The sequence below is a fragment of the Serratia sp. OS31 genome (assembly GCF_014164835.1).
Lineage (GTDB): Bacteria > Pseudomonadota > Gammaproteobacteria > Enterobacterales > Enterobacteriaceae > Serratia > Serratia liquefaciens_A.
Window position 1 is genome coordinate 79,880 of record NZ_JACJFQ010000020.1, and the last position, 13,490, is coordinate 93,369.

Genomic DNA, 13,490 nt, shown 5'->3' on the forward strand with positions numbered 1-13,490 from the left:
GGCCCGGCTAGCCGGGCCTGATGCGAATTATTTCGCCGCCGGGTAACCGTCGCTATTAATCCAGGCGTGGTCTTTTTCCCAGGTGAATTTCCACAGGCGCACCGGCCCGGCCATCACGTTGAGATAGTAGTTGTCGTAACCGGCCAGCGTTGCCACCGGGTGGTAACCACGTGGCACCTTGACCACGTCGCGGTTATAGACCGCCATGCACTCGTCCAGCGACCTGTCATCGGTATAGACCCGTTGCATGCAAAAGCCTTGTTCCGGCTGGATCCGGTGATAGTAAGTCTCTTCCAGATAGGTTTCATCCGGCGAGTCTTCCTGATCGTGCTTGTGGCTAGGGTACGAGCTGGTATTGCCCTCATCCGTGTACACTTCCACCACCAACAGGCTGTCGGCCGGCGCGCTGTCCGGCAAGATGTTGTGCACCAGACGCTGGTTGCGCCCTTTGCCGCGCCGCTCTACGCCCACGTCCGCCGGGGTGATCAGCCGCGATGGCAGGTGCCCGTGGCTGGGCGCGCTGCAAACCGCCAACTCCAACGCACTTTCCGCGCGCACTTCAATTCGATCGTGATGTGGCACATATACCGCGTAAGGCGGGGTGCGCTCAAACGGGCTCATCCGTTTACCGATGCTCGGGTATTCCGCTCGCAGGGTAGCGACAGAAGCGATACCGGCGACCAGCACCAGACACAGCTCTTTGTCGCCGCTTTCCAACTGCAGCGACTGACCGGCTTCGAGACGATAGACGTCAAACCCGACAAAGCGCCAGTCGGCATTCTCCGGGGTGACGTGCTGGATGCGCCCCTCGGCATTTGGCTGCTGACATTTGGCGAGCAATGAGGACATGGTGATTCTCCCAATTAAGTATGAATAGACCCCAAATAATTGGCGCTGCATCATCGTAGGGGCGCTGCAGGCTGCGCCCGCGTTAATCGGGGCGAATTTATTCGCCCCCTACAGGATGGCTGGGCCGAATGCACGCAGCCAACACAGATGCAGCTTTCAGTATGAAAGGTATATACCCTAACCCAGCGTCGGCATACTGTATTCAGACACCGTTTGCTGCCCGGTTGGCCAGCGGGCGGTGGCGGTTTTCATCCGCGTGTAGAAACGCACGCCGTCGGTGCCGTGAACGTTTAATGCACCGAACACCGAGCGCTTCCAGCCGCCGAAGCTGTGGAACGCCATCGGGACAGGCACCGGGACGTTGACCCCCACCATGCCGGCCTGCACTTCCTGCACGAACTGGCGCGCATAGTGGCCGTTGCTGGTAAAGATAGCGCTGCCGTTACCAAATTCATGGCCATTCACCGTATCGATGGCGGTCTGGTAGTCCGGCACGCGGACAATGCCCAGCACCGGCCCAAAGATCTCTTCGCGATAGATACGCATGTCCGGCGTAACGTGGTCAAACAGGGTACCGCCAACGTAATAACCGTCCGGGTAACCCGCCACCTGATAGTTACGGCCATCGGCCACCAGGGTGGCGCCTTCCTCCACGCCCAGATCGATATAACCCAATACTTTCTTCTGGTGCGCCGAAGATACCAGCGGCCCCATTTCGTTTTCTTCGCCACCCTGTTTAAGCCCTGGGCCAACGCGCAGCTGAGCGATCAGCGGCTTCAGTCTGGCAATCAGTTTGTCGGCCGTGTCGTCGCCGACCACCACCGCCACCGGCAACGCCATGCAGCGCTCGCCGGCCGAGCCGAATGCGCCGCCCATCAGGGCATTGACCGTCGCGTCCAGATCGGCGTCCGGCATGATGATGGCCTGGTTTTTCGCCGCGCCGAAGGCCTGCACCCGCTTACCGTGGGCGCTGGCGGTAGTATAGATATGTTCCGCCACCGCAGAGGAGCCTACAAAGCTCACCGCCTGAATGTGGGGATCGGTGCACAGCTGCGCGGCTTCTTCGTTCGCGCAGTGCACCACGTTGAATACGCCGTCCGGCAGCCCGGCTTCTTTCAGCAGTTCGGCCATGCGAACCGAGGCCGAAGGCACCAGCGCCGGGGGCTTGAGCACAAAGGTATTGCCGCAGGCCAGCGCGATAGGGAACATCCACATCGGCACCATCGCCGGGAAGTTGAAGGGGGTGATACCGGCCACCACGCCTAACGGCTGCATCAGCGAGAAGCTGTCAACGCCGCTGCCGACGTCCGCCGAATACTCGCCCTTGATCAAATGCGGAATGCCGCAGGCAAATTCCACCACTTCGATACCGCGGGTCAGTTCGCCCAGCGCATCGGAATAAACCTTGCCGTGCTCGCTGACAATCAGCGCAGCCAGCTCGTCGCGATGCTGTTCCAGCAGCGCCTTAAAATTGAACATGATGCGCGCACGGCGCAGCGGTGTGGTGCGCGACCAGTCGGCAAATGCCTGGTGGGCCACGTCAATGGCCTGCTTCACCTCGGCGGCAGTGCTCTGCGTCACGCGGCGTTCAACCTGCCCGGAAGCCGGATTATGCACGTCGACGGTTTGATTGCTGCTGCTCAGGCACACCTGCCCGCCAATAAAGTTACCCACGGTTTTCATGTCTCACCCTCTTTTAAGTCCGCTGTCGCCTGACCGCCTGCGGCCGTAGCGTTTTCATCACACCGCTTGCCGGAGACTGCCCGCAAGCAGGCTAAATCCTGACCGGATGAAGCAAACTCTATTTCATTGAAAAAAAAGTTTCAAATAAATTATTTTAGAAAATTTGTTTTTAGTGCGGAAGGTCGCAGTTTTGCCACGTCACTGTGCAAGGCCATTACATGCGGGAAAAAAAGCGGTCCCGGTGTTCACACGCCAACGACAGGGAATTAGCCCTGACTTTTATACAGAAATAGGCAGCCCGTGGGGAAATGCGACCCGGCCAGACGCTAAAGGATCGCGCGGTAACGCTTGTGGGGCATTTGCGGTTTTTTTTGAACTGGATCTAAAAATCAATATTTCATTATTCACTAATTATGAAATAAATGTTCTTGTTTACCGAAGCATTAACTCGACTATCACCGCCTTAATGACAGGCAGGGTCCAACCCCTTCCGCCTCCTCTTCCCTACAACCAACAGCGCGGGTGGAAGCCAGGAAAAAAATCGGAGCAACACATGTCATCTCAGCGTAAGCATAATACCGGGTACATACTGCGAATATGCGGCATTGCGGCACTTGGCGGCATTCTGTTCGGCTACGACACCGCCGTGATCTCCGGCGCGATCGAATCCCTGAAAACCTATTTTAATCTCAGCCCCGCCGAAACCGGCTGGGCCGTTTCCAACGTGGTGATCGGCTGCGTGGTCGGTGCCTTTGCCGCCGGGCCGCTGGCCGGCCGATATGGCCGTAAGAAGGCCCTGATGCTGGCGGCAGTGCTGTTCACCATTTCGGCGGTGGGTTCTTCACTGGCGCCGACCTTCACCTGGTTTGTGATTTACCGCATTATCGGCGGTTTGGCGGTGGGTATCGCCGCGACCGTTTCGCCGATGTACATGTCGGAAGTCTCCCCCAAAGACATGCGCGGCCGTGCGCTCAGCATGCAGCAGTTCGCCATCGTGTTCGGCCAAATCGTGATCTTCTACGTTAACTTCAAAATCGCCAGCATCGCCAGTGAAGCCTGGCTGGTAGAGATGGGCTGGCGCTGGATGTTCGCCTCCGGTGTGCTGCCCTGCATCCTGTTTTGCATTTTGGTCTTTATCATTCCAGAGTCACCGCGCTGGAGCGTGATGGTCGGCCGGGACGATCAGGCGCTGGCGATGCTGACCAAAGTGTCCAATGCCGAACATGCGAAAAAAGTGCTGCAGGAAATCAAAGACTCGATACGGCAGGATCAGCAAGCCAGCCAGAAAAAACTCAGCTATGCCGATAAACGGGTCCGCTTCATTCTGTTCGTTGGCTGCATGATCGCCATGCTGCAGCAGGTCACCGGGGTTAACGTGATGATGTATTACGCGCCGGTGGTGCTGAAAACCGTCACCGTAAACGCGCAGGAAGCTCTGTTCCAAACCATCTGGATCGGCGTGATGCAGCTGGTCGGCTCCGTCATCGGTGCCATGTTGATGGATCGCATGGGCCGCATCCCGCTGATGCGTTGGGGTACGCTGGGCGTCATCGCCGGCCTGCTGATCACCTCCTATGCGCTCTATACCGAGGCCACCGGCTACTTTGCGCTGTTTGGCATGCTGTTCTTTATGGTGTTCTATGCGCTCTCCTGGGGCGTGGGCGCCTGGGTTCTGGTGTCAGAAATCTTCCCCAATCGCATGCGCGCCCAGGGCATGAGCATCGCCGTCGGCTGCATGTGGCTGGCCAACTTTGTCGTGTCCCAGACCTTCCCGATGATCAACGATAACCCTTACCTGTTCTCCAGCTTCCACGGTGCCTTCCCGATGTGGGTGTTCGCCGTCTGCTGCCTGTTCAGTTACTGGTTTATCGGCCGCTATATTCCTGAAACACGAGGAGTATCGCTGGAAAAAATGGAGGATGTGGTCATGGCAAAACGCTATCGCCAACCCCAACCCGAAATACAGCGCACGCCGCTGTAAGTCGGCAAATATCAGGCTTTATCAACTCATTCAGGAGTAATGCATCATGACCATTGCGCCAGACCGTTTTTGCATCAACCGCAAGATCGCGCCAAATCTCGATTTGGAACAGTTTTTCAGCCTGGTGAAAAAGTGCGGGCTCAACAAAGTAGAGCTGCGCAACGATATGCCGAGCGGCAAGGTGACCGATAACCTGGGCAACGATCAATTAAATACGTTGGCAGAAAAATACGGTATCGAAATCATCACCATTAACGCGCTCGGCATGTTTAACCTGCTGGACGATCAAGCCGCGTTGCTGAAAAACGCCGAGGCGCTGTTGTCACAAGCTCAGGCAATCCGCAGCAAGGCACTGGTGCTGTGCCCGCATTGCAGCGCGAACGATAACCGCAGCGAAGAGCAGAAAAAAACCGACACGCTGGCGGCCCTTAAGCTGCTGGCTCCGCTGTTCAGGCAATACGGTGTGCAGGGCTATGTGGAGCCGCTGGGGTTCGGTATCAGTTCACTGCGTTCATCGCTGCTGACGCAGTCCCTGATCCGGGATTCTGGCGCGCCTTACAAAATCGTGCTGGATACCTTCCATCACTATTTAAGCGACGTGGCGCAGCCTGAGTTTGATGCGCAAGTTGAGATTGACGGCATTGGGCTGGTGCACCTTTCCGGGGTAGAAGATCCGCGGGCTAAAAGTGCATTAAGCGATGAAGAGCGCATTATGCTGAGTGACAAAGATAGGCTGGAGAGCAACCAGCAGGTGCAGAATCTGGAGCGTCTCGGTTATCGCGGTCTCTACGCCTTCGAACCGTTCTCGTCGCAGCTGGACAGCTGGACGCCAGCGGATATAGAACGTGAAATCCGCCAGAGTATCGCTCTGCTGCAAGGGTAATGCTTGCCCCTGATTTAACCGGGCGCTGCGTGCAGCGCCCTACTTTTTTTTCTGTATTATTTCAACGTGCTGACCACCAGTTGGTGGCGCTCGTTGTAGAACTTCCGGTAGGCCAGGTAGCAGGCGATGATGGTCGACAGGCTGGCGGTCGACAACAGCATGAAAGTCACCATAATCTGGTACTTAATCGCCTTGACCGGATCGATACCGGCGAAGATCAGACCCGACATCATGCCCGGCAGGCTGACCAACCCCACGGTTTTGGCAGAGTCCACCGTAGGGATCAACGAAGCACGGATACTGTCGCGGATCAGCGCCGCCGAAGCAAACTTCGGCGAGGCGCCCAGGCTCAGCATCTCCTGAATCTTCTGCTGATCGCTTTTGAAACGCTGTCCCAGGTTGTTGTAGCACAAACCAACTGCCACCATCGCATTGCCGGCCACCATGCCGGCAATCGGGATCACCTGCATTGGGGTAAATTCTATCGAGCCGGTCAGCACCAATACCGCCAGCGTTAATACCGCACCGGTGGTTATGGCAATAAACGACGTCACAAAGGCATGATCGATATATTTGCTGCGTTTTTGCGCGTTGTAGGCGGCATTAAAGCAGATAAACAACACCATCAGCACCGTCAGAATGGCGTTATTCACATCAAAAATATATTTCAGCACGTAGCCGACAATGATCAGCTGCACCACCGCCCGGCAAATGCTCCAGATAATGTCTTTTTCCAGCGCCAGCTTTTCTTTGTGGCTGATTAAAATGGCGACAATCACCAATACCATCGACAAAGCCAAAGATTCATTGCTGATATTATGCTGGTTCATGGGTCGTCTCCTGTGCCCGTGCGCCCTGCGCACTCAGGGTAATCACATCATCCGCATGCTTGATTTCGTCTTTATCATGCGTGACCCACAGCACCGCTACGCCATGCTGCGCCACCAGTTGATGAATAATGTCGTTAACGTTGCGTTTGTTATCTTCATCCAGCGCACTGGTGATCTCATCCAATAACAACACTTTGGGCATAAATTGCAGGTTACGGATCAATGAAATTCGCTGTTTCTCCCCGCCCGATAATTCGTTTACGCTTTTATCCAACATATTTTCCGGCAGCCCAAAACGTGCCAGATCGGCCTGCATTTTTTTCCTGTCCGGTTTTTGCTTTCTGATCTGGTAAGGCAGCGCGATATTGTCATACACCGCGTCACCAAACAGCGAAGGGGTTTGAAAACAGTAAGACACCTGCTGGCGATATTCTTCCGGCGGTATATCGGTTATGGCCTTACCGTCAAAGATAATTTCTCCACGAGTCGGGTCGATCAGGGAAGAAATGATTTTTAGCAGGGTGCTTTTACCGCAGCCCGACGGCCCGGTAATCAGTTTAAATTCCCCCTGATTCAGTCCGAAAGACACAGAATCCAAAATAACCTGATCACCTATTTGATAATGAATATCATTTAATATCAGTATGTCTTTGCTTTCCTTCATTATAAACTCGCATCCCTCATGAAAATATTTGTCCCCAGGCAGCCAGTATAAAGCTTCAAAAATTACACTAGCAATGGCTGGTCATTAAGGAGTCGGGCTGAGGCGCTTTTCGCACCGTCAGCCCTGTATTGATCCGCTGTGAAGCGGTAGTCAAAATGACGAAACAGGAAAGGAATTACACTTTTTTGGGTGATGCACAAATATACCAGCGTAACGAGTTATTGATGCTGCGATGGGTACAACGAACTTTACCCTCTTTTTCCAATGCTAATAACAGCGTGCGCGTGGTGTAAATATTTTCACCGCACTTGTCTGCCAGCTCCCTGGTTTTAGGCCAGTGTTCCGGTGCCGGAGGATGATGCTCCCCTGCTCCCGACGCGCGTTCCATACAGAGTTTTCGTAACACGTTTAGCATATGTGACTTCCTGATTTCATATGTTATCGGCGCCTTGGCCATCACGTACTCCTTGGGTTACTTTTGCCTGCTCCTGTCCTGCGGCAGCACGTCGGCCACGCGCAAGGTGTAAATCATGGTGGCCCCTGGCGGGATCTCGGGCGGACTTCCCTTATCGCCATACGCCAAGGCGGGGGGGACCACCAGCGTCATGGACCCGTGCTTATTCAGCTTGCCGATGGCAGCCCTAAACAGCGGCGGGTATTGCGCCAACGGCAAAGAGATTGTGGTGCCGGCCAAGTCCATATCCTTGATCACTTGCCCATCGGGGAGGCTTTCGCGTACCACGATATCGACGTTGTCATTGGCGTCTATCTGCCCGTTGCCGGCATAGTCCACGCGGTAATAGAAACCGAGCGCATCTTTTTGCACCCCGGGTTGTTTGGCGAAATCGGCGAGGTAGGTTTTACCCCCCACTCGTATCGCCTGCTGCCGCTGCCGTTGAGCCTGCTGCAAGGCAGCGTCTGCGGCCTTTAGCGCGTGGTCGATGGCGGCGTCATCCAGGCGTTGCCGCCCCGCCAGCGTATCGGCAATGCCCGCCAAAAGACGCGGGCGATCGGCTTCAATTCCCAAGCGGCGGTTCTCTTCCTGTAAATGCATAATGTCACGCCCCAGTGAGACCCCGGCGGCGTAGGCCTGCTTATCCGCATCGCTGACCAGCTCCGGCGGTTGTCGCTGCGCGGCTAGCTGACGGTTGAGTTGCTGCAACTGCTGCTCTTGCTGCGAGGCGATCCGTTGTTGCCGGGCCAGAGCCGTCGCCATGGCGATCAAGTCTGGCGGTGTGGTGATGGCCTGACGAACACCTTTCAACGCTGCCACCAGCGGCCGGATATCAATAGGATCTGGCTTGGGTGTTGCCTTGATGGCTGGCGCCGCCGGTTGAGCCTGAGCTGCCAGCTGCTGTTCCAATTGGCGGATGGTCTCGGCCTGCCGTTGCAGGGCCTGATTCAGCGCGGTCAGACGGGCGTTGTCTCCGCGCGCAACAGCGGCGGGTTTGGGCTTGGCAGTCACAGGCTGAGGCGCTACAGGTGCAGTTTCCACCACCGGCGCCGCCTGCTGTTGCTGGGCAAATTTCAGCAATGCGGGAATGCCGTCATCCTTGCCAGGTGCAGTCTCTGCCGCCGATGCAGCGCCACATGCCAACAACAGCAGCAAAGCCGCGGCTCCTTCCGCGCACTTTTTCATGGTTACAGGCTCTCCACCCGGCTAGACAGATCGGACATCAGCTCATGTTCAACGTCGGCGCAGAATTTCTCGGTTTTATATTTATAAAGCGCATCTATGGCTTTACGGGTGCTTTCATCGACATTACTGCGAATGCCGGCATATCCCGAGGCGTTGGACAACAGCCCGTTAAAATAAGCAATCCGTTTCTGATAGCTTTGCGGATTAATATTCTTAAGTGAGTTGACCCGCTGCTGACAAAGCGCGATCCGTTGCTCATCAGTGTTTTCCTTAGGATTACTCTGTGAAACTTTTTTCATGGCAACCGTACCGGTGCCATTTTTTCCTACGCAACCGGACAGCAGTAAACAGGACATTATCATCACCGCCGTAGCGACGGCGGAACGGCGAGTTGAATCATTAATTATGGTAATCATTCCGTTTATCATCCCTTAATTATCACTTAGGTCATTATTATGTCGCGAAGCCCTGTTTTATCTGACTGCTTCTGATTAATCCTAACGAGTTAAATAACAGAAACGCACAATAACAGTCGGGTATTGGTAATAATCCGACACACATCTGTATTGTTATGTTTTTGTTAAAATTCAAAAAGGAATTATCGTAGCCACATTGAATGAATGTCACATCCCAGGCCTGTATTACCGGCCTGTTCATCCATAAAAACAAAGAGTTAACTTTTTACCCGCGATTAACGCGCAGAATTCATCATCTGCTGTCTGAGGGCGATATTATCAAAACAATATTGCTAATTGTAGTGCGAACACTAATTCTGGCGATCTAATATCTCGCATATTGCTATTTATATAGTCATTTATTCTGGATAATATTTGTATACGATCTATTGATTTTCAATTATATATATTTCTTTTTCCTTTTGGTTTTATATTCTGTATTTGACTTAACTTAATAAAAGCTATTTCCAACTACACCTATTATTTGCAAGAATAATCCCAGCAAGACGCTATGGTGATATACCTATTTTTCTTTTATGGATTTCGCTTGTACGACTTCCAAAATATTTCGTTATTCACTCATGAATAACGGAGGGTGGCGTATTGCCCAGAGCAAAAGGATCTGGCTCCAACTACGGCGTCGGCGACATGACGTTGCCGCTGTTGTGGGGGATTTAGATGTGCTGTTCTTTTTATTTAAATACTCTCTACAGGAACTTGAGAAATGAAACTGAATAAATTAATGCTGGCAACCGTGATTGCTTTCGCTTCTGCATCTGTTGCTCACGCCGCATCTAACCAGGGCAGCGGTAAAGTCACTTTTACCGGTGAAATTATTGATGCGCCATGCAGCGTAGCACCGGAATCTGTTGACCAAACTGTCCCTATGGGCCAAATCAGCAGCCGTCTGCTGGCTAAAGAAGGCAAATCCAGCTCTGAGCCATTCAGCATCGAACTGAAAGATTGCTCCATTGCGACCATGAAGAACGTCCAGGTAACCTTCACCGGTACACCGGATCCAGACAACAGCAAACTGCTGGCACTGAGCGGCACCGCAACCGGCGCTGGCATCCGCATCTATGACAACCTGCACTCCAAAGACGTTGAACTGGGTACCGCGACCGATGGTCAGGGTCTGACCGAAGGTAACAACTCCCTGAAATTCGCCGCTTATCTGCAAGGCAGCAGCGCTTCTGGCGCCGTGGTCCCAGGCGAATTCACCAGCGTTGCAAACTTCACACTGGCTTACCTGTAATCCCCCCTCGGGGACGCCCTTTAGGTGTCCCCGTTTTACCTGCACGGACATTGGGTAACGGGACCAACGGCTACAGGGAGACGCCAGCATGACAAACCGGATTTGGCGCGTACTGCTTATCGCGCTCAGCCTTTGCAGCGCAGAGGCGACGGCGAAAAATCAGGGCCACGGCACACTTAACCTGGGTGGCGAGATTGTCGAAACCCCCTGCGGGATAGCCAGCGAAAGCCTGGACCAGACCGTTGATTTCGGGCTGATCTCGATGACCGATGCGGCATTGGATACGCAGCCGGTGCTGATCGGCAGCCGCCGCAACTTTGAGATCAAGCTGGTGAACTGCGAATTGGCCAGCATCGTGAAACCCGACTTTATCTACCGCGCGGCCACCGTCACTTTCAACGGTATCGCCGACAGCCGGGATCCCGATCTCTTGGGGGTTTATGGCGAAGCGCAGGGCGTGGCCATTGAATTACTGACCGCCAACGGCGTTCAGATACCGCTGGGCAGTACCACCGCGGATTACCAGATTGTCGCCGGCGACAACACGCTGCGCTTTGGCGCTCAGTTACGCATTCATCCCGACAGGGCCAGAGCCGGCGGATTCAGCTCACTGGCGAAATTCACCCTGTCTTATCTGTAAGTAACGCCTCGTTAGGCGGGTGCCGCCGTCAGGCACTGAATGACATCACGTATTACGTATTCAGGTCGTACAGGATGACCTGCTATTGGGCGCGGATTTGCCATGAGTGATTATTCTATGACGTCATTACTGACACGGAAAAAAATACCCCTTACCGTCATTCTATCTTTCCTCTGGGTGCATTCGGCTTTTTCCGCCACGGAATTCAATACCGACGTATTGGATATTGGCGATCGCAGCAAAGTGGATTTATCGCGTTTTTCCGACGCCGATTACGTCATGCCCGGCGCCTATCTGCTGGATATCAAAATCAACCAGAAAACCTTGCCGCAGCGCAGCATTCAATATTATCCGTCGCCGGATAAAAAGGATCGCTCTCGCGTCTGCCTGCCGCCGGATCTGGTCGAGAAAATGGCGCTGAAAGAAGACGTCCTCAAAAAAATCACGCTGTGGCACGACAACAGCTGCGCCGATATCAGCGGCATCAAAGGGGCGACCATCTCCGACCGCATCGGCGGCGGCGTATTGGCCATCACCATCCCGCAGGCCTGGATGAAATATTCCGACCCGGACTGGACACCGCCGGAGCAGTGGGACGACGGCATTCCCGGACTGTTGCTGGACTACAGCATCAGCGGCCAGGTCGGCAAGCAGAGCCACAATAACAATACCGCCGAAAACCTCAGCAGCTACGGGACGGTGGGAGCCAACCTGGGTGCCTGGCGCCTGCGCGCCGATTATCAGGCCAATTACAATCAGCAGGCCGGCGAGCGCGACAACAACTTCGACTGGAACCAGATCTACGCCTACCGCGCGCTGCCAATGCAGGCTGCCAAGCTGACGCTCGGTGAAATCTTTCTCGACTCGGGGGTCTTTGATTCTTACCGCTTTACCGGTCTGAATCTGGCCAGCGACGAGCGCATGCTGCCGCCAAACCTGCAGGGTTACGCGCCGGAAGTACGCGGCATCGCCAAAAGCAACGCCAAGATCACCGTCTCGCAAGAAGGCCGTACGCTGTACGAAACCACCGTGCCCGCCGGGCCGTTCGCCATTCAGGATCTCAACAGTTCGGTACGCGGCCGGTTAGACGTGAAGGTGGAAGAACAAGACGGCAGCGTCTCCACCTTCCAGGTCGACACCGCCACCATTCCTTATCTGACGCGTCCCGGCTATGTCCGCTACAACGTCGCGGTGGGCAAACCTTCGGCATACGATCACCGCACGCAAGGGCCACTGTTTTCCGCCAGCGACTTCTCCTGGGGGCTGACCAGCGCCTGGTCGCTGTACGGCGGAGCCCTGCTCGGCGGCGATTACAACGCCTGGGCGCTCGGCCTGGGTCGCGATCTTAACGTGTTCGGCGCCATGTCGGTGGACGTGACGCAATCCATCGCCCGTTTGCCCAATGAACCCACCGCCAGCGGCATGTCGTTCAAGGTCAACTACGCCAAGCGTTTCGATGAACTCAACAGCCAGATCACCTTCGCCGGCTACCGCTTCTCACAGCGCAAGTTCATGAACATGTCGCAGTATTTGCAAGAGCGTTACAACGACTACGACGAACGCTACAACGGCCGCCAAAAAGAGCTGTACACCATTACCGCCAGCAAAACCTTTATGGCGGAAGACAGCGCCAAGGCGATCACCGCTTACCTGACCTATTCGCACCAAACCTATTGGGATGCCAGGGCGCAGGATCGCTACGGGTTATCCGCCAGCAAGCTGTTCAACGTCGGCAATGTCAGCAACGTTACCGCCTCGCTGTCGGCCTACCGTACCACCTATCACGGCCGCACCGATGACAGCGTGATGCTGAACTTCAGCATACCGATTGGCGATCGCCGTCGACTGGGTTACTCACTGCAAACCAGCAACAGCGATGTGACGCAGATGGCGTCTTACAACGACTATACCGACCCGAACAACACCTGGCAGGTCAGCGGCGGCTTTAACCAGTCCGGCAAATCGCTGGCCCGTGGCTACTACAGCCATAACGCCTCGTTCGGATCGCTCAACGCCAGCGCTTCTTACCAGCAGGACAGCTATTCGTCGATCGGCGGGACCTTCCGCAGCGGCATTACCGCCACCCGACACGGCATAGCCGCCCACCAGAACTCCAGCAACGGCGGCAGCCGGATGATGTTGGACACCGACGGCATCGCCGGGGTGCCGATCAACAACGGCCGCGCCTACAGCAACCGCTTCGGCCTGGCGGTGATCTCCGACATCACCAGCTACTACAACACCGACACCCGCATCGACGTCAATACCCTGGCGGACGACGTGGAGGCCACCCGAGCGGTGGTGCAGGGCACGCTGACCGAGGGCGCCATCGGTTACCGCCACTTTGAGGTGGTGAAAGGCAGCAAGCTGTTGGCCACCATCAAACTTGCCGACGGCAGCGAACCGCCGTTCGGCGCCACGGTGCTGAGCGAAAAAGGCCGCGAGGTTGCGGTCGTGAACGACGGCGGCTCGGTCTACCTGACCGGCGTACAGCCGCAAGAGCAGTTGGACGTCGCCTGGGAAGGCCAACGCCAGTGCCGCATTGTTATACCGGGCGCCGCCAAGCCGCTGGACCAGCTACTGCTGCCGTGCGCCAAACTGTAATCCGTAA

12 protein-coding genes are annotated in these 13,490 nt (G+C 55.2%); 5 read left to right on the forward strand and 7 right to left on the reverse strand.

From position 1 onward, the window contains the following. Positions 1–27: 27 nt before the first annotated feature. Positions 28–849 carry a 5-deoxy-glucuronate isomerase gene (gene iolB, locus H5P17_RS16950; protein ID WP_044554816.1) on the reverse strand — a complete coding sequence of 274 codons (822 nt, stop codon included), beginning with the start codon at positions 847–849 and terminating at the stop codon, positions 28–30. A 177-nt stretch (positions 850–1,026) separates the two neighbouring features. Beyond that, on the reverse strand, positions 1,027–2,532 hold the full coding sequence (locus tag H5P17_RS16955; protein ID WP_044554817.1) for a CoA-acylating methylmalonate-semialdehyde dehydrogenase: 1,506 nt from the start codon (positions 2,530–2,532) through the stop codon (positions 1,027–1,029). Positions 2,533–3,085: 553 nt separating this feature from the next. Between H5P17_RS16955 and H5P17_RS16960 the strand changes: the two genes are divergently transcribed. Together H5P17_RS16960 and H5P17_RS16965 are read left to right on the forward strand one after the other, a co-directional pair. Further along, on the forward strand, positions 3,086–4,513 hold the full coding sequence (locus H5P17_RS16960) for a sugar porter family MFS transporter (protein ID WP_182824146.1): 1,428 nt from the start codon (positions 3,086–3,088) through the stop codon (positions 4,511–4,513). Positions 4,514–4,559: 46 nt separating this feature from the next. Next, positions 4,560–5,396: a TIM barrel protein gene (locus H5P17_RS16965; protein WP_182824148.1), complete on the forward strand. Its 837-nt coding sequence runs from the start codon at positions 4,560–4,562 to the stop codon at positions 5,394–5,396. A gap of 56 nt (positions 5,397–5,452) precedes the next feature. Here the strand turns inward: H5P17_RS16965 and fetB are convergent, their stop codons facing one another. The 5 genes from fetB to H5P17_RS16990 form a co-directional block, all read right to left on the reverse strand. Then, entirely contained in the window at positions 5,453–6,226 is a 774-nt protein-coding gene (gene fetB, locus H5P17_RS16970) for an iron export ABC transporter permease subunit FetB (RefSeq protein ID WP_044554820.1), read from the reverse strand. After that, positions 6,213–6,890: an iron ABC transporter ATP-binding protein FetA gene (fetA, locus tag H5P17_RS16975; RefSeq protein WP_044554821.1), complete on the reverse strand. Its 678-nt coding sequence runs from the start codon at positions 6,888–6,890 to the stop codon at positions 6,213–6,215. The genes fetB and fetA overlap by 14 nt, the downstream gene beginning before the upstream one ends. A gap of 175 nt (positions 6,891–7,065) precedes the next feature. Continuing rightward, on the reverse strand, positions 7,066–7,347 hold the full coding sequence (locus H5P17_RS16980; protein ID WP_044554822.1) for a FaeA/PapI family transcriptional regulator: 282 nt from the start codon (positions 7,345–7,347) through the stop codon (positions 7,066–7,068). A gap of 15 nt (positions 7,348–7,362) precedes the next feature. Then, a complete protein-coding gene (locus tag H5P17_RS16985) occupies positions 7,363–8,529 on the reverse strand; it encodes an FKBP-type peptidyl-prolyl cis-trans isomerase N-terminal domain-containing protein (RefSeq protein ID WP_182824150.1) in 1,167 nt (388 codons plus the stop codon). Between the two features lie 2 nt (positions 8,530–8,531). After that, entirely contained in the window at positions 8,532–8,945 is a 414-nt protein-coding gene (locus tag H5P17_RS16990; RefSeq protein WP_044554824.1) for a hypothetical protein, read from the reverse strand. Between the two features lie 763 nt (positions 8,946–9,708). Here H5P17_RS16990 and H5P17_RS16995 point away from each other — a divergent pair. The 3 genes from H5P17_RS16995 (at position 9,709) to H5P17_RS17005 (ending at position 13,483) form a co-directional block, all read left to right on the forward strand. Beyond that, entirely contained in the window at positions 9,709–10,239 is a 531-nt protein-coding gene (locus H5P17_RS16995) for a fimbrial protein (RefSeq protein ID WP_020837413.1), read from the forward strand. Positions 10,240–10,327: 88 nt separating this feature from the next. Then, entirely contained in the window at positions 10,328–10,879 is a 552-nt protein-coding gene (locus H5P17_RS17000) for a fimbrial protein (RefSeq protein WP_182824152.1), read from the forward strand. A gap of 102 nt (positions 10,880–10,981) precedes the next feature. Continuing rightward, the gene (locus H5P17_RS17005; protein ID WP_182824154.1) at positions 10,982–13,483 is read left to right on the forward strand and encodes a fimbria/pilus outer membrane usher protein; all 2,502 of its coding nucleotides are present in this window, start codon (positions 10,982–10,984) and stop codon (positions 13,481–13,483) included. Positions 13,484–13,490: the final 7 nt, after the last annotated feature.